The sequence below is a fragment of the Streptomyces sp. NBC_01465 genome (genome assembly GCF_036227325.1).
Classification (GTDB): domain Bacteria; phylum Actinomycetota; class Actinomycetes; order Streptomycetales; family Streptomycetaceae; genus Streptomyces.
In genome coordinates this window covers 5,823,966-5,850,965 of sequence record NZ_CP109467.1, presented here as the reverse complement: position 1 = coordinate 5,850,965, position 27,000 = coordinate 5,823,966, and the positions used below count along the sequence as shown (strand labels likewise).

24 protein-coding genes are annotated in these 27,000 nt (G+C 71.4%); 13 read left to right on the top strand and 11 right to left on the bottom strand.

Translation table 11 applies throughout. The features are described 5' to 3' along the window. Positions 1 to 27: 27 nt before the first annotated feature. Both OG707_RS27655 and OG707_RS27650 read left to right on the top strand, forming a co-directional pair. Positions 28 to 705, top strand: a complete 678-nt coding sequence (locus OG707_RS27655) for a response regulator transcription factor (protein WP_329122936.1) — start codon at positions 28 to 30, stop codon at positions 703 to 705. Further along, the gene (locus OG707_RS27650) at positions 702 to 2,099 is read left to right on the top strand and encodes a sensor histidine kinase (RefSeq protein WP_329122934.1); all 1,398 of its coding nucleotides are present in this window, start codon (positions 702 to 704) and stop codon (positions 2,097 to 2,099) included. Before OG707_RS27655 ends, OG707_RS27650 begins: the two co-directional genes overlap by 4 nt. On the opposite strand, the gene OG707_RS27645 is transcribed toward OG707_RS27650, so the two are convergent. The 4 genes from OG707_RS27645 to OG707_RS27630 form a co-directional block, all read right to left on the bottom strand. Beyond that, complete coding sequence (locus OG707_RS27645) at positions 2,075 to 3,775, bottom strand: acyl-CoA mutase large subunit family protein (protein WP_329128000.1); 1,701 nt, start codon at positions 3,773 to 3,775, stop codon at positions 2,075 to 2,077. The two genes, OG707_RS27650 and OG707_RS27645, sit on opposite strands and share 25 nt — an antisense overlap. A 105-nt stretch (positions 3,776 to 3,880) precedes the next feature. Next, positions 3,881 to 4,219: a DUF3817 domain-containing protein gene (locus OG707_RS27640; protein ID WP_329122932.1), complete on the bottom strand. Its 339-nt coding sequence runs from the start codon at positions 4,217 to 4,219 to the stop codon at positions 3,881 to 3,883. A 143-nt stretch (positions 4,220 to 4,362) separates the two neighbouring features. Further along, positions 4,363 to 4,875, bottom strand: a complete 513-nt coding sequence (locus OG707_RS27635; protein WP_329122930.1) for a MarR family winged helix-turn-helix transcriptional regulator — start codon at positions 4,873 to 4,875, stop codon at positions 4,363 to 4,365. A 10-nt stretch (positions 4,876 to 4,885) separates the two neighbouring features. Next, positions 4,886 to 6,490 carry an MFS transporter gene (locus OG707_RS27630; RefSeq protein WP_329122928.1) on the bottom strand — a complete coding sequence of 535 codons (1,605 nt, stop codon included), beginning with the start codon at positions 6,488 to 6,490 and terminating at the stop codon, positions 4,886 to 4,888. A gap of 75 nt (positions 6,491 to 6,565) precedes the next feature. On the opposite strand from OG707_RS27630, the gene OG707_RS27625 reads away from it, so the two are divergent. Then, positions 6,566 to 7,579: an ArsR/SmtB family transcription factor gene (locus tag OG707_RS27625; protein WP_329122926.1), complete on the top strand. Its 1,014-nt coding sequence runs from the start codon at positions 6,566 to 6,568 to the stop codon at positions 7,577 to 7,579. On the opposite strand, the gene OG707_RS27620 is transcribed toward OG707_RS27625, so the two are convergent. Together OG707_RS27620 and OG707_RS27615 are read right to left on the bottom strand one after the other, a co-directional pair. Beyond that, positions 7,532 to 7,834 carry an MTH1187 family thiamine-binding protein gene (locus OG707_RS27620; protein WP_329122924.1) on the bottom strand — a complete coding sequence of 101 codons (303 nt, stop codon included), beginning with the start codon at positions 7,832 to 7,834 and terminating at the stop codon, positions 7,532 to 7,534. The two genes, OG707_RS27625 and OG707_RS27620, sit on opposite strands and share 48 nt — an antisense overlap. Next, positions 7,834 to 8,175 (bottom strand): DUF3817 domain-containing protein, encoded by a 342-nt coding sequence (locus tag OG707_RS27615; RefSeq protein WP_329122922.1) that lies wholly within the window; start codon positions 8,173 to 8,175, stop codon positions 7,834 to 7,836. Before OG707_RS27615 ends, OG707_RS27620 begins: the two co-directional genes overlap by 1 nt. A gap of 167 nt (positions 8,176 to 8,342) precedes the next feature. On the opposite strand from OG707_RS27615, the gene OG707_RS27610 reads away from it, so the two are divergent. The 4 genes from OG707_RS27610 (at position 8,343) to OG707_RS27595 (ending at position 10,985) form a co-directional block, all read left to right on the top strand. After that, the gene (locus OG707_RS27610) at positions 8,343 to 8,981 is read left to right on the top strand and encodes an AIM24 family protein (protein ID WP_329122921.1); all 639 of its coding nucleotides are present in this window, start codon (positions 8,343 to 8,345) and stop codon (positions 8,979 to 8,981) included. Next, complete coding sequence (locus OG707_RS27605) at positions 8,981 to 9,631, top strand: AIM24 family protein (protein WP_329122919.1); 651 nt, start codon at positions 8,981 to 8,983, stop codon at positions 9,629 to 9,631. The genes OG707_RS27610 and OG707_RS27605 overlap by 1 nt, the downstream gene beginning before the upstream one ends. After that, entirely contained in the window at positions 9,631 to 10,416 is a 786-nt protein-coding gene (locus OG707_RS27600; RefSeq protein ID WP_329122917.1) for an AIM24 family protein, read from the top strand. Before OG707_RS27605 ends, OG707_RS27600 begins: the two co-directional genes overlap by 1 nt. 95 nt (positions 10,417 to 10,511) lie before the next feature. Then, the gene (locus OG707_RS27595; RefSeq protein ID WP_329122915.1) at positions 10,512 to 10,985 is read left to right on the top strand and encodes a MarR family winged helix-turn-helix transcriptional regulator; all 474 of its coding nucleotides are present in this window, start codon (positions 10,512 to 10,514) and stop codon (positions 10,983 to 10,985) included. Here the strand turns inward: OG707_RS27595 and OG707_RS27590 are convergent. Continuing rightward, positions 10,938 to 12,395 (bottom strand): sensor histidine kinase, encoded by a 1,458-nt coding sequence (locus OG707_RS27590; protein WP_329122913.1) that lies wholly within the window; start codon positions 12,393 to 12,395, stop codon positions 10,938 to 10,940. The two genes, OG707_RS27595 and OG707_RS27590, sit on opposite strands and share 48 nt — an antisense overlap. Next, a complete protein-coding gene (locus OG707_RS27585) occupies positions 12,392 to 13,054 on the bottom strand; it encodes a response regulator transcription factor (protein ID WP_329122911.1) in 663 nt (220 codons plus the stop codon). The genes OG707_RS27590 and OG707_RS27585 overlap by 4 nt, the downstream gene beginning before the upstream one ends. Before the next feature lie 119 nt (positions 13,055 to 13,173). Between OG707_RS27585 and OG707_RS27580 the strand changes: the two genes are divergently transcribed. Continuing rightward, complete coding sequence (locus tag OG707_RS27580) at positions 13,174 to 13,722, top strand: PepSY domain-containing protein (RefSeq protein WP_329122910.1); 549 nt, start codon at positions 13,174 to 13,176, stop codon at positions 13,720 to 13,722. Here the strand turns inward: OG707_RS27580 and OG707_RS27575 are convergent. After that, the gene (locus OG707_RS27575; protein WP_329122909.1) at positions 13,667 to 14,863 is read right to left on the bottom strand and encodes an MFS transporter; all 1,197 of its coding nucleotides are present in this window, start codon (positions 14,861 to 14,863) and stop codon (positions 13,667 to 13,669) included. The genes OG707_RS27580 and OG707_RS27575 overlap by 56 nt on opposite strands. Before the next feature lie 220 nt (positions 14,864 to 15,083). On the opposite strand from OG707_RS27575, the gene OG707_RS27570 reads away from it, so the two are divergent. The 3 genes from OG707_RS27570 to OG707_RS27560 all read left to right on the top strand — a co-directional run bounded on the left by OG707_RS27570 (position 15,084) and on the right by OG707_RS27560 (position 20,191). Continuing rightward, positions 15,084 to 15,875, top strand: a complete 792-nt coding sequence (locus OG707_RS27570) for a hypothetical protein (protein WP_329122908.1) — start codon at positions 15,084 to 15,086, stop codon at positions 15,873 to 15,875. Then, positions 15,868 to 19,131 (top strand): glycosyltransferase, encoded by a 3,264-nt coding sequence (locus OG707_RS27565; RefSeq protein ID WP_329122906.1) that lies wholly within the window; start codon positions 15,868 to 15,870, stop codon positions 19,129 to 19,131. The genes OG707_RS27570 and OG707_RS27565 overlap by 8 nt, the downstream gene beginning before the upstream one ends. Positions 19,132 to 19,204: 73 nt before the next feature. Then, positions 19,205 to 20,191, top strand: a complete 987-nt coding sequence (locus OG707_RS27560) for a zinc-binding alcohol dehydrogenase family protein (RefSeq protein WP_329127998.1) — start codon at positions 19,205 to 19,207, stop codon at positions 20,189 to 20,191. 6 nt (positions 20,192 to 20,197) lie between these two features. Here the strand turns inward: OG707_RS27560 and meaB are convergent, their stop codons facing one another. Both meaB and OG707_RS27550 read right to left on the bottom strand, forming a co-directional pair. After that, positions 20,198 to 21,160, bottom strand: coding sequence for a methylmalonyl Co-A mutase-associated GTPase MeaB (meaB, locus tag OG707_RS27555; RefSeq protein ID WP_443071401.1), 963 nt, complete (start codon positions 21,158 to 21,160; stop codon positions 20,198 to 20,200). A 53-nt stretch (positions 21,161 to 21,213) separates the two neighbouring features. After that, positions 21,214 to 22,419 (bottom strand): acetyl-CoA C-acetyltransferase, encoded by a 1,206-nt coding sequence (locus tag OG707_RS27550; protein WP_329127996.1) that lies wholly within the window; start codon positions 22,417 to 22,419, stop codon positions 21,214 to 21,216. Positions 22,420 to 22,563: 144 nt separating this feature from the next. Here OG707_RS27550 and mce point away from each other — a divergent pair, with 144 nt between their 5' ends. Both mce and scy read left to right on the top strand, forming a co-directional pair. After that, positions 22,564 to 23,004, top strand: a complete 441-nt coding sequence (mce, locus tag OG707_RS27545; RefSeq protein WP_329122904.1) for a methylmalonyl-CoA epimerase — start codon at positions 22,564 to 22,566, stop codon at positions 23,002 to 23,004. Between the two features lie 170 nt (positions 23,005 to 23,174). Further along, entirely contained in the window at positions 23,175 to 26,990 is a 3,816-nt protein-coding gene (gene scy / locus OG707_RS27540) for a polarized growth protein Scy (RefSeq protein WP_329127993.1), read from the top strand. Positions 26,991 to 27,000: the final 10 nt, after the last annotated feature.

Below are 27,000 nucleotides of genomic sequence, written 5' to 3'. Positions count from 1 at the left end.
AGAGCCGCATTTGGCAGTCTTTGCCCCATGACGAAGATCCTGGTCGTGGACGACCAGCCCGAGGTGCGCGCCGCCGTCGAGGACGGGCTCAGTGTCGAGGGGTACGAGGTGCTCGGGGTCGGTGACGGGCTCGCCGCGCTGTCGTCCGTCGCCTCCTGGCAGCCCGACGCCGTCGTGCTCGACGTGATGATGCCCGTCCTCGACGGGCTCGGGGTCTGCCGTCAGTTGCGAGCCGCGGGCGACCGCACCCCCGTCCTCGTCCTGACCGCGCTCGACTCCGTGAGCGAGCGCGTCGACGGGCTCGAGGCGGGCGCCGACGACTATCTCGTCAAGCCTTTCGCGCTGGACGAGCTGATCGCCCGCGTACGGGCCCTCCTGCGGCGTGCTGCCCCGGCACAGGACGGCGCCCCGCTCGCGTACGCCGACCTCACCCTCGACCCCGCCACCCGTACCGGGCACCGCGGGGCTCGCGCCCTGGAGTTCAGCCGGACCGAGTCCGCACTCCTGGAACTCCTTCTGCGCCATCCGGGGCAGGTCCTCCCCCGCGAGCTGATCCTGGAGCTGGTCTGGGGCCAGGACTTCGGGCCCGACTCCAACTCCCTTGCCGTGTACGTCGGTTACCTCCGCCGCAAACTGGAGGCGGGCGGCGAGCCCCGCCTCGTCCAGACCGTCCACGGCATCGGCTACCGGCTGGACCTCCCGTGACCGGCCGCCGGCGCGCACCCCGCTCCCTCCCCCTGCGCACCCGCCTCGCCCTCACCGCGTCGGCAGCGGTCGCGCTCGTCGCGCTCGGCGTCTGCGTGGCCGCCTTCTTCGTGATCCGTTACGAGCTCTACCACCAGCTCGACCTCAACCTCACCCAGTCCGCGACCCTCGCCACCCAGCAGAACCGCGACGCCGCCCCCGGCGTGCTCGCCGGGGAGTGCCGCTATCTCTCCGCCCCGGCGTGCAGCCAGATCGTCCCGGCCTCGGCGGCCGACGACCCCACCGCCGCCTATCTCCTCCCCGTCGCCGCAGCCACCCGCGAGGTGGCGGCCGGCGACTGGGCCGCGTACTACACCAACATCACGCTCTACGGTCACCCCACCCGGATGCTCACGACACCTCTCGGCAAGGACAGGGCCCTCCAAGTCGCCCTGCGCGCCGACCCGGTGGAGCGCGGCGTGCACCAGGCGGCCTGGCTCCTCTCCGCGATCGGCGCGGCCGGCGTGCTCCTCGCGGCCGCGCTCGGCTACTGGGTCTCGCGTACGGGCCTCGCCCCTGTCGTACGCCTCACCGCCACGGCGGAGCGCATCACGGCGACCCGCGACCCCCGCCACCGCATCGAGCCGCCCGCACCCGACCGCCACGACGAGATCACCCGGCTCACCACCACCTTCAACACCATGCTGGACGAGCTGGAGCGCTCGGTCACGGCCCAGCGCCGCCTCGTCGCGGACGCCTCCCACGAGCTGCGCACACCGCTCACCGCCCTGCGTACGAACGCCGAACTCCTCGCCCGCGCCGACCGCCTGACGGAGGCTCAGCGCACGCGCGCGTCCACCGCCCTCACCCGTCAGATCACCGAAGTGACGTCCCTGGTCAACGACTTGATCGAGCTGGCCCGCAACGAGGAGCCCACTCCCCTCCTCGAAGCGGTCCGCCTCGCCCCGCTCGTCGACCACGCCGTGGCCACGGCTCGCGGCCACTGGCCGGAGATCACCTTCACCGTACGGACGGATCCCGAGGCCGACCCCACCTTCCCCGGAGTCCCCGCCCGCCTCGCCCGCCTCCTGGCCAACCTGCTGTCGAACGCCGCGAAGTTCTCACCTCCGCACGCCACCGTCGAAGTGACGCTCACCGAGGCAGAGTTGACGATCCGCGACCACGGTCCGGGCATCGCGCCCCAGGACCTCCCCCACGTCTTCGACCGCTTCTACCGCGCGGAGGCGGCCCGCGCGCTCCCCGGTTCGGGTCTCGGCCTGGCGATGGCGCGCCAGATCGCGCGCGCCCACGGCGCCGGCCTCACGGCCGAACGGGCAGCGGGCGGCGGGGCCCTGTTCCGGCTGACCCTGCCGCCCTACCAGGAGGACTGTCAGAACCCCGGCGGCTCCGTGTAGATCCCCCACTCCTCGCGCAGGACCCCGCAGATCTCGCCGAGCGACGCCTCCGCCCGTACCGCCTCCAGCATCGGGGCGATCATGTTCGACCCGTCCCTGGCGGCGGCCAGCATGGCGTCGAGACCGGCGCGGACCTTCGCCTCGTCGCGGGCCGCCTTGCGTGCGGTCAGCTCCCGTACCTGCTCGCGCTCCACCTCGTGGCTGACCCGCAGAATCTCCAGGTCACCGGTGACCGAGCCCTCCAGGCAGTTGACGCCCACGACGCGCTTGTCGCCCTTCTCCACCGACCGCTGGTACTGGAAGGCCGACTCGGCGATCTCCCCGGTGAACCAGCCGTCCTCGATCCCGCGCAGGATCCCCGACGTGATCGGACCGATCGGGTGCACCCCGTCCGGGTGGGCGCGCCGGCCGCGCTCCCTGATCTGGTCGAAGATCTTCTCGGCGTCGGCCTCGATCCGGTCGGTCAGCTGCTCGACGTACCAGGAACCGCCCAGCGGGTCGGCGACATTGGCGACGCCGGTCTCCTCCATCAGCACCTGCTGCGTACGGAGCGCGATCTCGGCCGCCTGCTCGCTGGGGAGGGCGAGGGTCTCGTCGAGGGCGTTGGTGTGGAGGGAGTTGGTGCCGCCGAGGACCGCGGCGAGCGCCTCGACCGCGGTGCGTACGACGTTGTTGTACGGCTGCTGCGCGGTCAGCGACACCCCGGCCGTCTGGGTGTGGAAGCGCAGCCACTGCGCCTTGTCGGTCTGCGCGCCGTACTCGTCGCGCATCCAGCGGGCCCAAATCCTGCGCGCGGCACGGAACTTGGCGATCTCCTCGAAGAAGTCGACGTGCGCGTCGAAGAAGAAGGAGAGACCGGGGGCGAAGGTGTCGACGTCGAGGCCGCGGCTGAGCCCCAGCTCGACGTACCCGAAACCGTCGGCGAGGGTGTACGCCAGCTCCTGCGCGGCCGTCGAGCCCGCCTCGCGGATGTGATAGCCGGAGACGGAGAGGGGCTTGTACGCGGGGATCTCGGCGGCGCAGTGCTCCATCAGGTCGCCGATGAGGCGCAGGTGCGGCTCGGGCTGGAAGAGCCACTCCTTCTGCGCGATGTACTCCTTGAAGATGTCGGTCTGCAGGGTCCCGTTGAGGACGCCCGGGTCGACGCCCTGCCGCTCGGCGGCGACGAGGTACATGCAGAAGACGGGGACGGCGGGCCCGCTGATCGTCATGGAGGTGGTGACGTCCCCGAGGGGGATGTCCGCGAACAGCACCTCCATGTCCGCGGCGGAGTCGATCGCGACCCCGCAGTGCCCGACCTCGCCGAGCGCCTTGTCCTCGTCGGAGTCGCGCCCCATGAGGGTCGGCATGTCGAAGGCGACGGAGAGCCCGCCGCCGCCGTTGGCCAGGATCATCTTGTAGCGCTCGTTGGTCTGCTGCGCGTTCCCGAACCCGGCGAACTGCCGGATGGTCCAGGTCCGCCCGCGATACCCGGTCGGGTGGAGCCCGCGGGTGTACGGGTACTCGCCGGGCCACCCGATCCGCTCGAAGCCCTCGTACGTGTCCCCGGGCCGAGGCCCGTAGACCGGCTCCACGGGGTCCCCGGAGAGCGTGGTGAAGTCGGCGTCCCGCTTGCGGGCCCTGTCGTAACGGGCCTGCCAGCGACGGCGGCCTTCCTCGATGGCGTCAGCGTCGATACCCATACCCTCGAATTTACTAGGACGTCCTAGTAAATGTCGATGGCCCACGCTGCGGAGCAGCTAATGTCACAGCGCCCTCGGTTGTACCGGGGGCGGGGGTGGTTACGCCTTGGCGACGGCCGGGCCGTCGTCCGTGACCAGCGGCTCGACCTCGCGGGAGACCTTGCGCTCCACGAAGAAGGCGGCGGTGGGGATCGTGCCCGCGAGCAGCACCCAGAGCTGCTTGCCGACCGGCCACTTCGCCTTGGACCCCAGGTCGAAGGCGAAAACGAGGTACAGGACATACAGCCAGCCGTGCGCGATGCCGACGACGCTGACGAAGCTCGAGGCCCCGTCGATGTCCAGCAGGTACTTGGCGATGACGCCCAGGGTCAGCAGGACCAGCAGCACACCGGTGACGTACGCCATCACGCGGTAGCGGGTCAGCACGCTTCGTTTCATGCATACGAGACTAACCGCCCCGAAAACCCCCGCGTCGGCGGGGAGCACCAAGCCATCATGCGCTAGCGCGTCAGAACGCTCGGACCACCCCCGCAGCGGCGGGGAGCAAGCGTGCGGACCCGCAGATCAGCGTACTGATCCGCTCATCCCCTGTCCTCGAAATCGGCGGCAGCCACCCGCAGGGGCCGCAGCATGGCGAAGATCTCGGCGCACTCCTCGGCGTCGTACGCCCCGAGTCCGAACTCCATCGCCATCAGGTCCCGCGTCGCCGACTCGACGACCTCCCGACCCTTGTCGGTGATGGAGGCGAGCGTTCCGCGCCCGTCGTTCGGGTTCGGCCGCTTGTCGACGAGGCCGGAGCGGACGAGGCGGTCGACGGTGTTGGTGACGGACGTCGGGTGCACCATCAGGCGCTCGCCGATCTTGGACATCGGCAGTTCGCCGGCCTTGGAGAAGGTGAGGAGGACGAGCGCCTCGTACCGTGCGAAGGTCAGCCCGTACGGCTTCACGACCGCGTCGACCTCGGCCAGCAGGATCTGCTGCGCGCGCATGATCGAGGTGATCGCGGCCATCGAGGGGACGGGGCCCCAGCGCTGCTGCCAGAGTTCGTCGGCGCGGGCGATGGGATCGAAGGGAAGGCTGAGCGGCTTCGGCACGGCACCGACCCTACCCGCCGGTCATATACCGGTCAGCCCTGTCTCGCTCTTCGGTCCTCGCACTGTCTGTACGGCGCACGACCCGCACCTCCCGGAGAAGTACAAGAATCGCCAAGGTCCCCAGCGCCCCGGCCCCCGCGACGGCCTGGTGCACGGGGACCAGTTCGGCGACCACCCCTGCCAGCGCCATGCCCACGCCCTGGACGGTCATCATCCCCGCGGTGAGCAGGGTCATGGCGCGCCCGCGGATCTCCTCGGGGACGGCGTCGACGTACCACTTGTCGAGCCCCAGGGTGTACGCCCCGGTCGCACCGGTGAGGACGAGTGCGACGGCGGCGAGGGCGATCCCCGGCCGCACCCCGTACAGCAGCAGCGGCAGCACGCTCACCGCTGCCAGCGGCAGCACGATCCGGGAGCGCGCGGCGGGGGTCAGGGCCGATCCCGCCCACAGTTCGCCCGCGATGGTGCCGACGGGCATCGCGCACATCAGCAGTCCGAGGGCGCCGGTGGAGGCGCCGATCTCACCGGCGTACGGGGCGGCGAGCGCCTCGGGCGCGACGGCGAAGAGCGGTGAGACCCAGAACATCAGGGTCAGCGCGCGGACCCTGCGGTCGGCGAACACGAACCGCGCCCCGGCGAGCGACTCCCGCAACAGGTCCGCGCCGCCGCCCCCTTGGGCCCTGGCCGGCCGGCGTTTCGTACCGAAGCGGAGGAGCAGCGCGGAGGTGGCGAACGTGAGGACGGTGACGCACATGGCGCCGCGCGGCGACAGGACGGTCAGCAGCAGACCGCCCGCACCGAACCCGGCGAGCAGTGCGCTCTGGGACACGATCCGCAGGAGGGAGCGCCCGAGGACGAAGAGATCGCCGCCGCCGAGGATGTCGGTGAGGGTGGCCATACGGGTCCCGTTGAAGACGGGTGAGACGACGGCGACGACGCAGCGGATGGCGAGGAGCCCGGCGACGGGCGTACCGGGGAAGGCCATGACGGCGGCGCACGAGGCGCAGATCAGATCGCAGACGACGAGCACGCGCCGGGCGGGGAAGCGGTCGGCAACGCCGGCGAGGAGGGTGCCGCCGATGAGGTAGGGGAGGAAGCCGAGGGCGAAGGTGAGGGCGCTGAGGAGGGGGGAGCCGGTGAGGTCGTAGACGAGGACGGTGAGGGAGATCTCGCTGACGACGACGCCGAGGAGGGAGAGGAGGTGGGCGAGGAAGACGGTGCGGAATTCGGGGATGCGGAAGAGGTGGGTGTAGCCGGTCCCTGTGGGGACCGGCTCCGCCGATCCGGGGTCGCCGGGGGCGGATTCGGCCGGTGGGCAACCGGCGGGGAGGGCGAATTCAGCCTGTCCGGCGTTTGAGGACGAGCCGGCCGGAGGCCGCGACTCAGGAGGTGCGGCGACCGCAGCCCGGTTGGCGCCCTCAGGGGCAAATTCAGCCCGTCCGGCGTTTGAGGACGAGCGGCCGGAGGCCGTGTTCGGGGGTGCAGGGGGCGTAGCCCCCGCAAGCGGGGGCCGGGGCGCGGGCCCCGGTCGGCCCTCTCCCTGACAAGGGGGTCCAGGGGCGGAGCCCATGGTTTCGGGAAGGGGCGGGGTGGGGGAATGCTCCGGCGGTGGCATGAGCGCACCCTGCCGCCGCCCGCCCCACCCGCCCTAGACTTTCGGCCCAGGCCGAATCACTCCACGGGACCCGCCATGCCCTTCCGCGTCCACCTCGGCGAGGCCGACCTCCTCCGGTGCCGGTTCGCGCTCTCCCCGCTCTGGGAGACGCAGGAGGCGGTCCGTACCCTCAACTCCCCCGCCCGCCAGGGCTACCACCTCCCCTGGCTCCGCAAGATCCGGACCGCCGCCGCCGGCCTGGACCTCGCCACCGTCTGGCTGCTGATGCCCCGCCGCGGCCACAACCCGGACTACCTCTGCCCGCCGCCCCTGGGTCCCGCAGCCTCCTTCGAGGAGGAGATCGCGGCCGTACGCGCCACCGACCCCGAGCTCGCCCGCGACGACATGGCCCGCTCCCTCGCGTGCACGCCCGGCGCCGCCGACACCCCGGCCGGACAGCGCATGCTGCATGAACCGGCCCGTGCCGTACGGGAGTTGACCGATCTCATGGAGACCGCCTGGCACACCCTCGTCGAACCGGAGTGGCCCCGCCTCCGCTCGCTCCTGGAGGCGGACATCGCGTACCACTCCCGGCGCCTCGCCGAGGTCGGCCTCGGCGGCCTGCTCTCCGAGCTGCACCCCCGCCTGAGCTGGGACGGTACGACGCTCACCCTCGCCAACAACGGGGAGCACGTACGGGAGCCGACCGGCCGGGGCCTGATGCTGATGCCCAGCGCCTTCTGCTGGCCGGAGGTGATCAGCGGATTCGACGCCCCCTGGCAGCCGACCGTCGTCTATCCGGCGCGCGGCATCGGCGCCCTGTGGACGGAACGGGACGAGGGCAGAACGCCGGAGGCCCTCGCCCGGCTGCTGGGCCGGGCAAGGGCCGACGTACTGTGCGCGCTCGACGATCCCGCCTCCACCACCGCGCTCGCGCACCGGCTGCGGCTGGCCCCCAGCTCCGTATCGGCGCATCTGTCGGCGCTGCGCGGGGCGGGACTGCTGACGTCGCGCCGCTACGGGCACCAGGTGCTGTACGAGCGGACGCCGCTGGGGATCGCGCTAAGCGGCGGGACCGGCGAGGTAGCGCTCGACGGTGTCGACCTTTGAGGTCAGCCCGTCCGTCACACCGGGCCTGATGTCGGCCTTGAGGACGAGCGAGACCCGCCCCGCCCGCGCTTCCACGGCCGCGACGGCGCGCTTGACGACGTCCATGACCTCGTCCCACTCACCTTCGATGGAGGTGAACATCGCGTCCGTACGGTTCGGCAGCCCCGATTCCCGCACCACCCGCACCGCGTCGGCCACGTACTCGCCGACGTCCTCGCCGACACCCAGCGGAGAGACCGAGAAGGCGACGATCATCAGGCGACCACGCCTTCGCGGCGGGCGCGCGCGGCGATGACCGCGTTCTCGGCCTCGCGCTTGAGCTTGCGCTCGGCGAAGAAGCCGCCGGTCGGCAGGACCGACAGGACGAAGTAGAGGATCCCGGTGCCGGCGGACCACTTGGCGCGGTTCCAGGCGTCCAGCCAGAAGAGCACGTACAGGACGAAGAGCACGCCGTGGACCATGCCCATGACCGGAACCGCGTTGAAGTCCGTGGTGCGCTTGAGCACCGAGCAGATGAGCAGCAGCAGGAAGGAGACCGCCTCGGGGGCGGAGACCAGGCGGAGGCGTCGGATGGCGGAAGCGGTCTTGATGTCCACGGAGGGGCAACCTTCGGCATCGGGGGAAGGAGAAGGGCTGGCGATCTTGTGAATGTACGCACAAGCTCGAACCATTGTTGCAGCCGGGATTCCCAGGGTCGGATCAGGGTCCAGATCCTCCTCAAGGGCCCTGTTCGCGCACCTCCGCTCCCCCTATCTTCGATTCCGTGGCTCAGTTCATGCTCCAGGGGAGCAAAATGCTCGCGGTCTCCATGACCGGCGACTCCGTCAAGGCGAAGAACGGCGCGATGGTCGCCTACGACGGCCAGATGGCGTTCAAGAAGATGTCCGGCGGCGGTGAGGGCATACGCGGGATGGTGACCCGGCGCCTGACCGGCGAGCAGATGGTCATGATGGAGGTGAAGGGGAACGGGACCTGCTACTTCGCGGACCGGGCAAGCGAGATCAGCCTGGTCTCCCTCAACGGCGAGAAGCTGTACGTCGAGTCCAGCAATCTCCTCTGCACGGACGCGGGCCTGCGCACCGGCACCACCTTCACCGGTCTGCGCGGCGCGACCCAGGGCAACGGTCTGTTCACCACCACCGTGGAGGGCGTCGGCCAGGCGGCGATCATGTCGGACGGTCCCGCCGTCGTCCTGCGGGTGAGCGCGCAGTACCCGCTCCAGGTCGACCCGGGGGCGTACATCGCGCACACCGGAAATCTGCAGCAGCACTTCCAGTCCGGGGTGACGTTCCGCACCTTCATCGGTGAGGGCTCGGGCGAGGCGTTCCAGATCCGCTTCGAGGGCGAGGGGCTGGTCTATGTGCAGCCCAGCGAGCGCAACACCATCGGGGGCGAAGTCTGATGCCGTTCCGCGAGGTCAATTCGAAGATGGTCGAGGCGACGGTGCTGCCCGGCCAGAAGATGTTCAGCCAGCGCGGGGCGATGCTCGCGTACAAGGGCGAGGTGTCCTTCACGCCCAACATCCAGGGCGGCCAGGGCGGCCTGATGTCGATGATCGGCCGGCGGGTGGCCAATGAGGCCACTCCTCTCATGACCGTCGAGGGCAGCGGCACCGTGATGTTCGGCCACGGCGGCCACCACATCCAGGTGATCCAGCTCGCGGGCGACACCCTCTACGTCGAGGCCGACCGCCTCCTCGCCTTCGACGGGGCCCTGCAGCAGGGCACGATGTTCATGGGCTCGCAGGGCGGGGTGATGGGCATGGTCCGGGGGCAGGTCACCGGGCAGGGGCTCTTCACCACCACCCTCAAGGGGCACGGCGCGGTGGCCGTGATGGCGCACGGCGGGGTCGTGGAGCTGCCGATCACCCCGCAGCGGCCGATTCATGTCGACCCGCAGGCGTACGTGGCCCACCACGGGGACGTGCGCAACAAGCTCTCCACGGCGCTGGGCTGGCGCGACATGGTGGGGCGCGGCTCCGGCGAGGCGTTCCAGCTGGAGCTGTCGGGCAACGGAGCGGTCTACGTACAGGCGTCGGAGGAGAAGCTGTAATGACGACCGGAACCGCGGGACCCACGGTCTTCGACCCGATGTCGCTCCCCGTCGACGACAACGTGAACAAGTACACCTTCTGCGTGGAGCTCAAGAGCAGCCAGTGGCTGCTGCAGAAGGGCAAGATGATCGCCTACTACGGGCGGATCGACTTCAACGGCTTCGGCCGCGGCCGCCTCGACAGCATCCTCCGTACGAGCTTCCACTCGCCGATGCACGCGCAGGACTGGGTGGTGGCGGAGGGCTCCGGCAAGATGCTGCTCGCCGACCGGGCCTTCGACGTGAACTCGTACGACCTGGAGGAAGGCAACCTCACCATCCGCTCGGGCAATCTCCTCGCCTTCCAGCCGTCGCTCGCGCTGAAGCAGTCGATCGTGCCGGGCTTCCTGACGCTCATCGGTACGGGGAAGTTCGTGGCCGCCTCGAACGGTCCGGTCGTCTTCATGGAGCCGCCGATCCGCGTCGACCCGCAGGCGCTCGTCGGCTGGGCGGACTGTCCTTCGCCGTGCCATCACTACGACCACGGCTATATGACGGGCGTACTGGGCGGGATCAGGTCCCTCACCGGGCTCGGCGGCACCTCGGGCGAGGAGCACCAGTTCGAGTTCGTCGGGGCGGGGACGGTCCTCCTCCAGTCGACCGAGGTGCTGATGGCCGAGCAGCCGACGGGTGCGGTGCCGCAGCAGGCTGGGGTGCCGGGCGGGGGTCCCGGTGCAGGTCAGGCGGGGGCTGTGCCGCGCCTTCCCGGACAGTTGGGGGACCTCCAGCGTCGCTTCGGGCTGTGACCGGTAGTCTGCGGAGTGCAACATCGAACAAACGTCACACTGCGATGCACTCCCAGACTCGTCCAGCATTCAACTTCTTAGGTAGAATCCTCATCATGGACACCGAGACGGCCCCCCGCTGGCTGACCGAAGCCGAGCAGTGCACCTGGCGCACCTATCTGGACGTCAACAGGCTGCTCACCTACCAGATGGAGAAGGACCTCCAGCCGTTCGGCCTGACCATGAACGACTACGAGATCCTGGTCAACCTCTCCGAGGCCGAGGGCCGCCGGATGCGGATGAGCGATCTCGCGACGGCCACCCTGCAGTCCAAGAGCCGCCTCTCGCACCAGATCACGCGGATGGAGAACGCGGGTCTTGTGAAGCGCGAGAACTGCGAGTCCGACCGGCGCGGGCTGTTCGCGGTCCTCACCGACCTCGGCGGCGAGACGATGCTCAAGGTCGCCCCGCACCACGTGGCCTCGGTCCGCAAGCACTTCATCGACATGCTGGAGCCGGAGGCGCTCGCCGCACTGCGCGCGTCACTGACCCCGGTCGCCGACCACCTGCGCGGCCAGCGGAAGCCGTAGCTCGAAGACGGCGCCCACACCCTCGCCTGCCGTGACCGTGAGGGTGCCACCGTGGCGCAGGGCCACGTCGCGGGCGATCGCGAGGCCGAGCCCGGCGCCGCCCTCGTCGCGGGCGCGGGCGTCGTCGAGCCGTACGAACCGCTCGAAGATCCGCTCCCGCTCGGCCTCCGGGACGCCAGGACCGTCGTCGGCCACGGCGATCACGGCCCGGCCGTCCTCCTCCCGTACGGACACCTCGACCGCGGTGGCGGCATGCCGCTGGGCGTTGTCGAGGAGATTGCCGACGACGCGCGCCAACTGACCGCGCGAACCCGCCACCTGGGGCGAACCCGCGGCCTGCACCCTCACCGTCACCGGGACGCGCCCGGCCGCCCGCCGCTGGGACACCTCTTCCCGTACGAGCGCCTCCGCGTCGACCGTCCCGCGCCCCGGCCGCTCCCCCGCGTCCAGCCGGGCGAGCAGCAGCAGATCGGCGGCCAGGTGCTGCAGCCGTACAGTGTCCGCGACCGCGCCGTCCACATCGAGCAACTCCGAGTGTGCGGCGCCGACTTCGAGCTGGGTGCGCAGGGACGCGATGGGGCTGCGGAGCTCGTGCGAGGCGTCGGCGACGAAGCGGCGCTGGCGGTCGACGGAGGCTTCGAGCGCGGCGAGGGTCTCGTTGGTCGTACGGGCGAGACGGGCGACCTCGTCGTACGAGGACGGCTCGGGGACGCGCCGGCCGAGGTCCTCGGAGGCGGTGATCGCGGCCATCTCGCGGCGGATCCCCTCGACGGGCCGCAGCGCGCGCCGGGTGACCAGCCAGGTCACGGCGGCGACGACCACCAGGAGGGCGGGCAGGCCCACGAGCATGGCGCCGCGGACGGTGGAGACGGCGCCCTGTTCGGTGGCGAGGGGCGCGCCCGCGTAGACGGTGACGGTGACGCCGGTGGGGGTGGTGGCCTCGACTGCGGCGAACCGGTAGTCGGCGGTGGTGCCGTCGACGGTGGCGGCGCCGGAGGTGAACTGGGGTGTGTCGCCGGAGACTTGGCCCTTCCCGGGGTCGTCGTCGCCGTGATCGTCGTCATCGTCGTCGTCGCTTGTAGGGGCGGTCGTGGGCTCGACCTGCGGACTTCCCGCCCCGGAGATCGCGTCGAGGTCGTCGCTGACCGCCAGCACCCGCCGGTCCTCGTCCACGACCTGCACCGGGTTCTCGTCGGCGTCGGGCAGATCGAGCTGGTCGAGGGAGGTGCCCAGGGCGATGTCCGAGGCCACGCCCTGGGCGGTGACCTCGGCCTGGAGACCGGCCTGGTCGGTGAGACTCGTACGGAGCACGAGCAGCACCGCGATCCCGGCGGCGACCAGCGCGACGGCGACGACGACGGTGGCTCCGAGAGCGGCCCGGGAGCGTACCGAGCGCCAGGGCCGCCTCATCGCGCCACCAGCCGGTAGCCGGCGCCGCGCACGGTCTGGATGCGATCGGCACCGATCTTGCGGCGCAGCGCGCTCACGTACACCTCGACGATGTTGGGGTCGCCGTCGTACGCGAAGTCCCAGACGTGCTCCAGGATCGCAGCCTTCCCCACGACCTCGCCCGCCCGCACGGCGAGCTGCTCCAGGACCGCGAACTCCTTTGCTGTGAGGGGCACTTCGGCGTCGCCGCAGTGCACGGTGCGCCGGGCGGTGTCGACGGAGAGGCCGCCGACGTCCAGCCGGGGCGAGGGGCGGCCGTTGCTCCGGCGGCGCAGCAGCGCCCTGATCCTGGCCACCAGGACGACGTACGAGAACGGCTTCGTCAGGTAGTCGTCGGCTCCGGTGTCCAGGCCCTCGGCCTCGTCGTACTCCCCGTCCTTGGCGGTCAGCATCAGGATCGGCACGTCGTTGCCGGCGGCGCGCAGGGCGGCGCAGACGCGGTAGCCGTTCAGGCCGGGCAGCATGATGTCGAGGACGACCAGGTCGTACGGAGTCTCACCGGCGCGGTGCAGTCCCTCCCGGCCGTCGTGGACCACGTCCACGGCGAAGCCCTCGGCCGCGAGCCCCTTGGCCAGGGACGTCGCGAGCCTCTTCTCGTCCTCCACGATCAGCAAGCGCATGGCCCCAGCCTGCCAAATCGCGCCTGAAGAAATCTTCAGGTGCCTTCAGCGGGGCTTCAGCATGCGCCGCGCACATTGGGGATCAGCAATCCGAACCCACGACTCCAGGAGGATCTCCCATGAGGCGCAGGACCATCATCGCGGGCGTCACGACGGCAGCGCTGCTGACGGGCGGCGCGGCGACGGCCGTCGCGTTCGCCGACGACTCCGCGCGCACCCGGGCCACCTCGTCGTCCTCGTCGTCCTCGTCGACGGTCACCGTCGACAAGGCGATCGCGGCCGCCCTCAACTCCACACCGGGCACGGTCACTTCGGCCGAGCTGGACGACGACGGCTGGGACGTCGACGTCTACGGCAAGGACGCCAAGTGGCACGACGTGGACGTCGACCGGCACTCCGGCAAGGTCACCTCGTCCCGCATCGACACCGACGAGGACGACGACGACCGGCGCGGCGCCCCGGTGACGGCGGCACAGGCGGCGGCAGCTGCCCGTACGGCCGTCCCCGGGACGGTCACGGAGGTCGAGCTCGACGACGACGGCTGGGACGTGGACGTCCGGGCGAAGAACGGCACCCGGTACGACGTCGACGTCAGCGCTCACACCGGCAAGGTCACGCACCAGCACCGGCATCAGCAGGAGCAGGAGCAGGAAGGCGACGACGACTGATCCACTGCCCCGCCGAGAGCAGGACGGGGGCCGCCGCCAGGGCGAAGCACAGGGTGAGCGGGAGCCGCCCGATGAGCAGCCCGACGGCGGCCGCGCCGCCCGAACTCCCGGCGTTGACAGCCGTGTTGACCCAGGCGCCGGCCTGCGTGCGGGTGCCGGGGGCCGCGGTCTCGTCGGCGAGGAGGTAGCCGGTGGTGAGCGCGGGCGCGACGAAGGCCCCCGCCACCACGGCCGCCGCCCCCAGGACCCACAGATTCGGCGCGAGCCCGGCAGCGCCGAGCGCGAGGCCGAGACCGAGTGCGAAGAGCGACAGCCGCGACCGCGCGGGGATCCGCCACTCCACACCCCCGCTCACGAGCCCGCCCACCGCACTCCCGACGGACAGCGCCGCCAGCACCCAGGCGACGGCCTCGGGCCGCCCCTGGTCGGCGGCGAAGGCGACGACCAGCAGATCGAGCGCCCCGAGCCCGAGCCCCAATCCGCCGACGACGAGCACGGGGGGCCAGGGCACGGCGGCGCGCACGGCGGGACCGGCCGTCTTCTCCCGTACGGGATAGGTCCGTGCGGCCGGCGACGACACCATGGCCAGCGTCCCGGCCAGCACGAGGGCGGCGCTGACGGCCACACCCAGCGCGGGCGAGGCGAACTTCACCACGACGCCGACGAGCAGCGGCCCGGTGACGAAGAGCAGCTCCTCGCAGACCCCGTCCAGGCTGTAGGCGCGCTGCAACAGCCGCCGGTCGTCGAGCAGTTGGGTCCAGAGCGCGCGCATGGTCGGCCCGAGCGGCGGTGTGCACACCCCGGCGACGGAGGCGAGCACCCCCAGCAGCAGCCCGCTCGCCCCGGGCTGCCGGGCGGCGTACGCGAGGAGCACGAGCAGGACCGCGTACACGCCGGCCATCGGGGCGAGGGCCCGGCGCGGCCCGAACCGGTCGACGAGGGCGGCGCGGGCGGGCGAGAGGAGGACGCTGGTGGCCCCGAAGAGGGCCATCACGGTGCCGGCGACGGCGTAGGAGCCGGTGGCGTCCTTGACGGAGAGGACGAGGGAGAGGGAGACCATCCCGTAGGAGAGCCGCCCGACCAGGGCGGCGACGAAGGTGCGGCGGGCATGCGGAGTCCGCAGCACGGTGGCGTAAGACATGGGAAATCCTCAACTGGCAAGCGGGTACGGGGACAGAGCGGAGTCACGCGAGGGGCGACTCGACGGTTCTGTCCTACGCACGGTTGAGGAACATGCGGACGAAGCTACCAGGTGCCCTCCGGTGGAGGTACTGATGCGGCTGGAATCAGGGGTACGGAAGGCAGAGCTCCGCCCTACGGTGGTTGTGAACTCGTCAACCGTTCGGCCCTGGGGGGGACCCGTGACGGAACAGCAGCGAATTGATGTGGAAGCAGCTCGGGACGGGACGGATGCGGATCCGGTCTTCGTCGACGCCAGTGGGCGGCGTACCCGTTGGTCGCGGAGGGCGGGGCGCGGAGTGGCCGGGGTCTGTGCGACCTACGGCCTGGCGCTGGGGCTGAGCGTGATCGGGGCGGCCCCGTTCGCCCCCGACGCGATGTTCCCCTTCCACGGGCAGCCCGGCCCCGGTCCCGCCGCGGACGAGAACAGGAGCGGACAGCAGCCGGACAAGGTGACGCCGCCGGCCTGGGCGACAGGCGGTCCCGGGACCCGGGGGGTGGTTCCTGCCGTCTGGACAAAGCCGGATTCAGGGACCCCGCAGGCTCCCGAGAACGCCAAGAGCCCCACGGGCCCCACGAGTCCAAGGGCCCCGGCGACTCCGACCACTCCGACGACCCCGAATGTGCCCGAGACCCCGGATTCGCCACCACCTGGCGTACCCGGCACACCGGACGCGCCGGACACACCGACCCCTGTGACGCAGAAGCCCACGATTCCCTCGGTCCTCGAGCCGGTGACCGACCCGGTGGTCGGGGCGGTCGGCGCTGTGGTGAAGCCGGTCACGGAAACCGTCGCAGGCGTCGTAAAGCCGGTCGTCGACACGGTCGCCGCCGTCGTAGAACCCGTCACCACCGCCGTAAAACCCGTCACCGAAGCCCTGGTCCCCGTGACCACCGCCGTGGAACGCACAGTCCCCGCCCTGAAACCCATAACCGACCTGGTGACCGGTCTGACCGACGCGACCGGTGAGTGACACCAAGCGGCTCCACCGTCCCCGTTTTGTCCTCCCGCTGTTCGTCCTCCTGACGCTGGTGTGCATCCTGCTGCTCGGCGGTTACGTACGCGGCGACTACGCCGCCGACCACCGCACCCACCCCCTGGTGGAGGACGGCAAGGTGCCACGCCACGTCCTCGGCGGCGGGCCGGTCGTCGACGCCACGGGCGCGGAGCCCCGTTCCGTGCGTACGCCCGACCGCACCATCGTGCTCACCTTCGACGACGGCCCGGACCCGCAATGGACGCCGCAGATCCTCGCCGTACTGAAGAAGCACGCCGTGCCCGCGACCTTCTTCGTCACCGGCACCATGACGGCACGGCACCCGGGCCTCGTCGCCGACATGGTGCGCGACGGGCACGAGATCGGGCTGCACACGTTCGGCCACCCGGATCTGGCGTACAAGTCCGAGGCGGGCGTCGACCGCGAAATGGCACAGGCCCAGCTGGCCCTGGCGGGCGCGGCCGGAATCCACAGCTCGCTCTTCCGGCCTCCGTACTCCTCCACGGCCGCGGCGCTGGACAACGCCTCGTGGCCGGTGGTCCAACAGCTGGGCTCCGAGGGCTACATCACCGCGTTCATCGACCAGGACACCGACGACTGGCAGCGTCCGGGGGTCCGGGCGATCGTCGACCGGGCCATTCCCCGGGAGGACGGGCAGGGCGCGATCGTCCTGCTGCACGACTCGGGCGGTGACCGTTCCCAGACGGTCGCCGCACTCGACCAGCTGATCCCCCAACTCCAGGCGCGCGGGTACCGCTTCACCACCATCGCCGACATCGCCGGTGCGACGAGCGTCAACCAGCCGGTCCAGGGCACGGAGTTGTGGCGCGGCCGGGCCTTCGTCGGCGCGGTGGTCGTGTCCGAGTGGGCGCTCCCTGCGCTCGCCGTCCTGCTGTCCGTCGTCGGGTTCCTGGTCCTGGGGCGTTTCGCGGTGCTGCTGGTACTGGCCCGGCATCACGCACGCGTACGGCGCAGGCCCGGCTTCCGCTGGGGCCCCGCGGTCACCGAACCGGTCAGCGTCATCGTGCCCGCGTACAACGAGAGCGCCTGCATCACGGACACCCTGAACTCCCTTGCCGCGAGCGACCACCCCGTCGAGATCATCGTGGTGGACGACGGCTCGACGGACGACACCGCCGAGAAGGCGCACGCCCTCGGCCTGCCCTCCGTCACGGTGCTGCGCCAGCGCAACCTCGGCAAGTCCGTCGCGCTCAACACCGGTATCGCGCACGCCCGTCACGAGCTGATCGTGATGGTGGACGGCGACACCATCTTCGAGCCGTCCACGGTGGGCACGCTGGTCCAGCCGTTCGCCGACCCCGCCGTCGGCGCGGTCGCGGGCAATGCCAGGGTCGGCAACCACCGCACGATGATCAGCCGTTGGCAGCACATCGAGTACGTGATGGGCTTCAACCTGGACCGTCGTATGTACGACGTGCTGCGCTGCATGCCCACCGTCCCCGGCGCCGTCGGCGCCTACCGCCGTACGGCACTCGACCGGGTCGGCCGGATGAGCAGCGACACGCTCGCCGAGGACACCGACATCACCATGGCGCTGCACCGTGACGGCTGGCAGGTCGTGTACGAGGAGAACGCCCGCGCCCACACCGAGGCGCCCGGCAGCCTCGGCGAGCTGTGGCGCCAGCGCTACCGCTGGAGCTACGGCACGATGCAGGCGATGTGGAAGCACCGCGGGGCGGTGTTCGAGCGCGGCCATGCGGGCCGGTTCGGCCGGGTGGGGCTGCCGCTGGTCGCCCTGTTCACCGTACTGACCCCGCTGCTCGCCCCGCTCATCGACCTCTTCGCGCTCTACGGCTTCCTCTTCATGGACCCGGAGCGCACGGCGATCGCCTGGTGCGCGGTCCTGGCGGTGCAGGCGGCGTGTGCCGCGTACGCCTTCAGGCTGGACGGCGAGCCGTTGCGCCGGCTGTGGCCGCTGCCTCTGCAGCAGGTGGTCTACCGGCAGTTGATGTACATGGTGCTGATCCAGTCGTGCCTCACCGCGATCAGCGGCGCACGGCTGCACTGGCACAAACTGCGGCGTACCGGCGAGGTGGGCGAGCAGCTCCTGGCCGAGGCCAGGCTCGCGCAGCCCGCGACGGTGGGGGCCGCGCCGACCGGCGGCGGCGTCCACGGAACGGCCGGGCCCGATCTGCCGGGGGTGTCTTCCGAGCCCGCCCCCGTACCGGCGAAACCCGCGGCGCGCGACCGCTATCTCGACTTGCTGCGGGCGCTCGCCCTGGTGCGGGTCGTCGTCTATCACACCTTCGGCTGGGCCTGGCTGACGATCGCCTTCCCCTCCCTGGGGGTCATGTTCGCGCTGGCGGGTTCGCTGATGGCGCGCTCCCTGAACCGGCCCGCCGTCTCCGTGATCCGCAGCAGGATGCGCCGGCTGCTCGTCCCGTTCTGGGTCTTCGCCGTCGTCGCGGTCACCTGGATGTTGTGGCGCGGCTGGAGCCCCGCCCAACTGCCCCGGCTCGCGCTGTGGATCCTGCCGCTCGGTGACCCGCCGGGCAGCGAGTGGGGTGCCCAACTCACCGGCCCGCTCTGGTACATCCGCGCGTATCTCTGGTTCGTGCTGCTGTCCCCCGCGCTCCTTTGGGCCTGGCGGCGCGCCCCGCTTCCGCTGCTCGCCGGGTTCCTCGCGCTGGCCGCGGTCTTCCAGTACGAGCTGCTCGACCTGCCGGTGCTGCCCGCTGCCGCCCTCACCGACCTGAGCATCTTCGGCGCGTGCTGGCTGCTCGGCTTCGCCCACCGGGACGGGTCGCTGGACGCGCTGCGGGTCAGGACGGTGCTCGTCCCGGTCGCCGTGCTGATGGCCGCCGGCGGCTGGTTCACCTTCACCCATCCCACGGACGAGGGGTACGACCTGGGCGAGATCCCCTTCGGTCAGGCCCTCTGGTCGCTCGGCTTCGTCCTCCTGCTGATGCGATTCCGGCCAAGGTCACTGCCGCGCATGCCCGGCATCGACGGCCTGGTGCGTCTCTTCAACAACCGGGCCGTCACGATCTACCTCTGGCACGAGGTGGCACTGGTGGTGGCCGTGGTGGTGACGGACCTGATGTGGCAGGTGGGGTTCTTCGAGCAGTATCTGCCCCTGGGATCACAGTGGTTCGAGTTCCTGCTGGTCTGGCCGCTGATCGGCGCGGCGATCCTGCTGGTCGGCTGGACGGAGGACCTCGCGTCCCGAAAACGTCCCGACCTGTGGCCCACACGCCCGGCGCATCGTTGAGGAACATGGGGTGCGACACCCGCACACCCACGAGCAGAGCGGAGCGGCAGTGACGAACGAGAACGGCCCGACGATGCGAGCCGTCGTACTGAGCGGTCCAGGACCGGTGGAGAACCTCGACGTCCTGGACATTCCGGTGCCGGCCGTCCGGCCCGGCTGGGTGCGCATCGAGGTCAAGGCCTTCGGCCTGAACCGCTCGGAGCTCCATACCCGCCTCGGTCTGGCCGAGGACGTCACCTTCCCGCGCATCCCCGGCATCGAGGCGACCGGCGTCGTCGACGCCCTGGACCCCGCCGACGCCGGCAGCGGTCTGCGCCCGGGGGATCAAGTCGCCACGATGATGGGCGACATGGGCCGCACCTACGACGGCGGGTACGCCCAGTACACGCTCGTCCCCGTGGGCCAGGTCATCCCCTTCACCTCCGCCCTGCCCTGGGAGGTGCTGGGCGCGATCCCCGAGACGCTGCAGACGGCGTACGGATCGCTGACGACGGGTCTGGACCTGTCGGCGGGCCAGAGCCTGCTGATCCGCGGCGGCACCTCGTCGGTCGGTCTCGCGGCGGCAGCGGTGGCGAAGGAGCTGGGCGCGACCGTGCTGTCGACGACCCGCAACCCGGACCGCGCGGACACCCTCAAGGCCCAGGGCATCGACCATGTCCTGGTCGACGACGGCAAGGTCGCGGAGGCCGCCCGCGCGCTCTTCCCCGACGGCGTGGACGCGGCCCTGGAACTGGTCGGCACCCCGACACTCCCCGACACCCTGGCCGCGACCCGTGTGCACGGCACGGTCTGCTTCACCGGGATGCTGTCGAACCAGTGGATCGTCCGCGACTTCTACCCGATCGGCTATCTCCCGACGGGTGTACGCCTCACCGCGTACGGCGGCGACAGCGGCGACCTCCCGGCCGCGGTCCTGCAGCGCTTCCTCGACGGAATCGCCGCGGGCACGGTGTCGCTCGGTCCCGTCACCCCGTACGAGCTCGACGACATCCGCCGCGCGCACACGGACATGGAGACGGGCGCCGCCCTGGGCAAACTGGTGGTCCTGACGGGCCGTTGAGGCCCGTCAGCCCCCCGCCGTCACACCCTCCACCAGGGTGTCGGCCGCCGTGTACGGGTCGAGCTGCCCCGCCACGATCCGCTCGGCCAGCGCGTCCAGGCGCTGGTCGCCGCGGAGGTCGCCGATACGTTCCCGCAGCGCCGTGACCGCGATCGTCTCGACCTCGTGGGCGGCGCGGGCGCGGCGGCGCTCGTTCAGAACCCCGTGCTCGTCCATCCATGCGCGGTGCTTCTCCAGCGCTTCGACGACCTCGTCGATGCCCTCGCCGCGGGCCGCGACCGTCTTGACGATCGGCGGGCGCCAGTCGCCGGGGCCGCGCGATTCGCCCAGGCCCAGCATGTGGTTGAGCTCGCGGGCGGTCGCATCCGCGCCGTCCCGGTCTGCCTTGTTCACCACGTACACGTCACCGATCTCCAGGATCCCGGCCTTCGCCGCCTGGATCCCGTCGCCCATTCCGGGCGCGAGGAGCACGACGGAGGTGTCGGCCTGCGAGGCGATCTCCACCTCGGACTGGCCGACCCCGACCGTCTCCACCAGGACAACGTCGCAGCCCGCCGCGTCCAGGACGCGGATGGCCTGCGGCGCCGCCCAGGCGAGGCCGCCCAGATGGCCGCGGGTGGCCATCGAGCGGATGTAGACCCCGGGGTCCGAGGCGTGCTCGGACATCCGGACCCGGTCGCCGAGCAGCGCACCGCCCGAGAAGGGCGAGGAGGGGTCGACGGCCAGGACCCCGACGCGCTTTCCGGCCCGGCGGTACGCGGCCACGAGGGCCGAGGTGGAAGTCGACTTGCCGACTCCCGGCGACCCCGTGAGGCCGACCACGTACGCATTGCCCGTCAGCGGCGCCAGCCGTGCCATCACTTCCCGCAGTTGCGGGGACGCCCCCTCCACCAGGGAGATCAGCCGGGCTACGGCCCGGGGCCTGCCCTCGCGGGCCTGCTCGACCAGGGTGGGGACGTCCACGTTCACAGCTCCGTTCAGCGAATTTCCGGACGCGCGGATTTCCGTACGTACGGCGAAACCTACTTGCCCGCGACCCGGATGATCAGGGCGTCGCCCTGACCGCCGCCGCCGCACAGCGCCGCCGCGCCCACGCCGCCGCCACGGCGCTTCAGCTCCAGTGCCAGGTGGAGGACGACCCGGGCGCCCGACATCCCGATCGGGTGACCCAGGGCAATCGCGCCGCCGTTGACGTTCACCTTTTCCGGGGACACCCCGAGGTCCTTCATTGACTGCACCGCAACTGCCGCAAAAGCCTCATTGATCTCGATCAGGTCGAGGTCGTCAACACCGAGGCCCTCCTTGCCGAGCGCGTGCTGGATCGCGTTCGACGGCTGCGACTGGAGGGAGTTGTCGGGGCCCGCCACATTGCCGTGTGCGCCGATCTCCGCGATCCAGTCGAGGCCCAGCGCCTCGGCCTTGGCCTTGCTCATCACGACGACCGCCGCCGCACCGTCGGAGATCTGCGAGGAGGTGCCGGCCGTGATCGTGCCGTCCTTTGCGAACGCAGGGCGGAGCTTGCCCAGGGACTCCGTCGTGGTCTCGGGGCGGATGCCCTCGTCCTGCGAGAAGAGGACCGGGTCGCCCTTGCGCTGCGGGATCTCGACGGGGGTGATCTCCGCCTCGAAGAGGCCGTTCTTCTGGGCCGCGGCGGCCTTCTGGTGGGAGCCCGCCGCGAACTCGTCCTGAGGCGAACGGGCAATGCCCAGACGGGTGTTGTGCTTCTCCGTGGAGGCGCCCATGGCGATGTCCTCGAAAGAGTCGGTCAGTCCGTCGTACGCCATCGAGTCGAGCATCTCGATCGCGCCGTACTTGTAGCCCTCACGGGACTTGGGGAGCAGGTGCGGGGCGTTGGTCATCGACTCCTGGCCGCCGGCGACGACCACGTCGAATTCGCCCGCGCGAATCAGCTGGTCCGCGAGCGCGATCGCGTCGAGCCCGGAGAGGCACACCTTGTTGATCGTGATCGCGGGGACGTTCATCGGGATGCCGGCCTTGACGGCCGCCTGGCGTGCCGGGATCTGCCCTGCCCCGGCCTGGAGCACCTGCCCCATGATCACGTACTGGACCTGGTCGCCGCCGATCCCGGCCCGGTCGAGCGCCGCCTTGATGGCGAAGCCGCCCAGATCGGCGCCGGAGAAGGACTTGAGGGAGCCCAGCAGGCGCCCCATGGGCGTACGGGCACCCGCGACGATCACGGAGGTGGTGGTACCGGTCGTTCCAGACACAGACATGGGCACGGCCCCTTGGATGGTGAGATGTGAACGAGGGTTTACTTGAATGTACTGAGCGGTAGGCCACTCGTCACCGCCTCACGAATGTGATCGCGCGCACGTTGCGTAACCACCCGTCGGCGCGCTGCACTTAACCCCATGCTGACGCGAATCGACCACATCGGGATCGCCTGTCATGACCTCGACGCAACCGTCGAGTTCTACCGTGCGACGTACGGCTTCGAGGTCTTCCACACCGAGGTCAACGAGGAGCAGGGCGTACGCGAAGCCATGCTCAAGATCAACGAGACGTCCGACGGCGGCGCCTCCTATCTGCAGCTCCTGGAACCCACCCGCGAGGACTCCGCGGTCGGGAAGTGGCTGGCCAAGAACGGTGAGGGCGTGCACCACATCGCCTTCGGCACCGAGGACGTCGACAGTGACTCCCAGGCCATTCGCGACAAGGGTGTACGGGTCCTCTACGACCAGCCCAGGATCGGCTCCATGGGCTCCCGCATCACGTTTCTGCACCCCAAGGACTGTCACGGCGTACTGACGGAACTGGTCACCTCCGCACCCCCCGCCTCCACGGAGCACTGACCTCCGGATACCTGGGCCGGTAGAGTGGGCGGCTCCGGTCCGGGGCCGGATCGGGGCCTGTGACCCAGGTCTCGCCGATGATCTGACACCATTCCCCGGGGGCCGTCATGCACGACGACGTGCTCACGTACGGAGAAGTGTTGCGACCAGGGGACGGATGGGACCGCGCAGTGCGGGGCTACGAACGCCAGGAGAGCCACCGGGCTGACGACCACCTCTCTCGGTTCGAGGCCGAGATGGACCGGCTGAAGACCGAGCGGGAGAAGGCCGTCCAGCACGCCGAGGACCTCGGCTATCAGGTCGAGGTGCTGCGCGCCAAGCTGCACGAGGCGCGCCGCAACCTCGCGTCCCGCCCTGCCTACGACGCGGCGGACATCGGCTACCAGGCCGAGCAGCTGCTCCGTAATGCCCAGACCCAGGCCGACCAGCTGCGGATGGACGCCGAGCGCGAGCTGCGCGACGCCCGCGCCCAGACCCAGCGGATCCTGCAGGAGCACGCCGAGCACCAGGCGCGCCTGCAGTCCGAGCTGCACACCGAGGCCGTCACCCGCCGCCAGCGCCTCGACCAGGAGCTCAACGAGCGCCGCCAGACCGTCGAGGCGCACGTCAACGAGAACGTGGCCTGGGCCGAGCAGCTTCGCGCCCGTACGGAATCCCAGGCCCGCCGGCTCATGGACGAGTCGCGCGCCGAGGCCGAGCAGTCCCTGGCCGCCGCCCGCGCCGAGGCCGCCCGCGTCGCCGAGGAGGCCGGCCAGCGGCTCAGCTCCGCCGCCGAGACCGCCCGCGCCGAGGCCGACGCGATCCTGCTGCGCGCCCGCAAGGACGCCGAGCGCCTGCTGAACGCCGCGTCGAACCAGGCGCAGGAGGCCACATCCCACGCCGAGCAGCTGCGTACGTCCACGACCGCCGAGTCCGACCAGGCCCGCCAGCAGGCCGCCGAGCTCAGCCGCACCGCCGAGACGCGGATGCAGGAGGCCGAGACGGCGCTGCGCGAGGCGCGTGCCGAGGCCGAGAAGGTCCTCACCGAGGCGAAGGAGTCGGCCTCCAAGCAGCTGACCTCCGCCGAGTCCACCAATGAGCAGCGCACCCGTACCGCCAAGGCCGAGATCGCCCGGCTCGTCGGCGAGGCCACCACCGACGCCGAAGCGCTGAAGGCGGAGGCCGAGCAGGCCCTTGCAGATGCGCGCGCCGAGGCCGAGCGGCTGGTCAAGGAGGCCTCGGAGAAGGCCCGTACGGCCACCGCCGAGGACACCGCAGCCCAGCTCGCCAAGGCCGCCCGTACCGCCGAGGAGGTCCTCACCAAGGCCTCCGAGGACGCCAAGTCGACGATCAAGGCGGCGGCCGAGGAAGCCGAGCGGATCCGCCGCGAGACCGAGGCCGAGGCCGAGCGGCTGCGCGGCGAGGCCGCCGAGCAGGCCGACCAGCTCAAGGGCGCGGCCAAGGACGACACCAAGGAGTACCGGGCCAAGACGGTCGAGCTGCAGGAGGAGGCGCGCAGGCTGCGCGGCGAGGCCGAGCAGCTGCGGGCCGAGGCGGTCGCGGAGGGCGAGCGGATCCGCGGCGAGGCCCGCAGGGAGGCCGTCCAGCAGATCGAGGAGGCGGCCACCACCGCCGAGGAGCTCCTCGCCAAGGCCCGTACGGACGCGGACGAGCTGCGCTCGGGTGCGGCGACGGAGTCCGAGCGCGTACGGACCGAAGCCATCGAGCGCGCCACGACCCTGCGCAAGCAGGCCGAGGAGACCCTGGAGCGCACCCGCGCCGAGGCCGAGCGGCTGCGCGCGGAGGCCGACGAGCAGGCCGAAGGCGTCAAGTCCCAGGCGGAGGAGGCCGCTTCGGCCCTCCGCGAGGAGACCGAGCGCGGCATAGAGGCCCGACGGGCCGAAGCCGCAGACGAGTTGGGCCGGCTGCACACCGAGGCCGAACAGCGCCTCACCGCCTCCGAGACGACCCTCACCGACGCCCGCGCCGAGGCCGAGCGGATCCGCCGCGAGGCCGCGGACGAGACCGAGCGGCTGCGGACCGAGGCCGCGGAGCGCATCCGCACCCTGCAGGACCAGGCCGAGCAGGAGGCCGAGCGGCTGCGCGACGAGGCCGCCGCCGACGCCTCGCAGTCCCGCGCGGAGGGCGAATCCGTCGCCGTACGGCTGCGGTCCGAGGCCGCCGCCGAGGCCGAGCGGCTCAAGACCGAGGCGCAGGACAGCGCCGACCGCGTACGGGCGGAAGCCGCGGCCGCCGCCGAGCGCGTCGGCGCCGAGGCGCAGGAAGCCCTCGCTGCCGCCCAGGAGGAGGCCGTACGCCGCCGCCGCGAGGCCGAGGAGACGCTGGGCTCCGCCCGCGCCGAGGCCGAGCAGGAGCGGACCCGCGCCCGAGAGCAGAGCGAGGAGCTCCTCGCCTCCGCCCGCAAGCGCGTCGAGGAGGCGCAGGCCGAGGCGATCAGGCTGGTCGAGGAGGCGGACCGCCGCGCGACGGAGATGGTCGCGGCCGCCGAGCAGACCGCCAAGGACGTACGGGACTCCGTGTCCGGGCTGCAGGAGCAGGCCGAGCAGGAGATCGCCGGGCTGCGCTCGGCCGCCGAGCACTCCGCGGACCGTACGAAGACCGAGGCGCAGGAGGAGGCGGACCGGCTCCGCTCCGACGCGTACGGCGAGCGCGAGCGCGCCACGGAGGACGCCTCCCGCATCCGGGCCGTCGCCCACGAGGAGTCCGAGGCCGCCAAGTCCCTTGCCGAGCGCACCGTCACGGAAGCGATCACCGAGGCCGAGCGGCTGCGCGCGGACACCGCCGAGTACGCCCAGCGCATGCGCACCGAGGCCTCCGACGCGGTGGCCTCCGCCGAACAGGACGCCGCCCGCGCCCGGGCCGAGGCCCGCGAGGACGCCAACCGCATCCGCTCGGACGCCGCGGGCCAGGCCGACCTGCTGATCACCGAGGCCTCCTCGGAGGCCGACCGGCTGCGTACGGACTCCACCGCCGCAGCCGAGCAATTGCAGACCGAATCCGTGGCCCGCGCCGAGCAGTTGGTGCGCGACGCCTCCAACGAGGCCGAGCAGCTGCGCGCCGAGGCCGCCGAGACCGTGGGCTCCGCCCAGCAGGCCGCCGAGCGGATCCGCAACGAGTCGGAGCGCGTCAAGGCCGAGGGCGCCGCCACGGCCGAACGGCTGCGCGCCGACGCCCAGTCGGAGGCCGACCGCACCCTCGACGAGGCCCGTACGGCAGCCGCCAAGCGCCGCTCGGACGCCGCCGAGCAGGCCGACCAGCTCATCGCCAAGGCCCAGGAGGAGGCGCTGCGTTCGGCCACCGAGGCCGAGGCACAGGCCGACACCATGGTCGGCGCGGCCCGCAGCGAGGCCGAGCGGATCACCGCCGAGGCGACCGTCGAGGGCAACAGCCTGGTCGAGAAGGCCCGTACGGACGCGGACGAACTCCTCGTCGGCGCACGCCGGGACGCCACCGCCATAAGGGAGCGCTCGGAAGAGCTGCGCGACCGGATCACGGGCGAGATCGAGGAGCTGCACGAGCGGGCCCGCCGCGAGACGTCCGAGCAGATGCGGACCGCGGGCGAGCGCGTCGACAACCTCATGAAGGCCGCGGCCGATCAGCAGGCCGAGGCCGAGGCGAAGGCCAAGGAGCTGGTCTCGGAGGCCAGTTCGGAGGCCGGCAAGGTCCGTATCGCCGCCGTGAAGCGCGCCGAGTCGCTGCTGAAGGAAGCCGAGACGAAGAAGGCCGAGCTCGTACGGGACGCCGAGCGGATCCACGGCGAGGCGAAGGAGCGGGCCGAGCAGCTCGTCGCCGACGCGACGCGCGAGCACGACGTGCTGGTGCGCCGGCGCGAGGACATCCAGGCCGAGATCTCCCGTGTCCAGGACGTGCTCGAGGCGTTGGAATCTTTTGAGGCTCCGACCGGCGGCGGAAGCAAGGAAGGAGCCGTCAAGGCAGGCGCAGCAGCAGGTGGAACTCGTTCGAGTGGCAAGTCTTCCGAGAACTAGCCACTCAAAA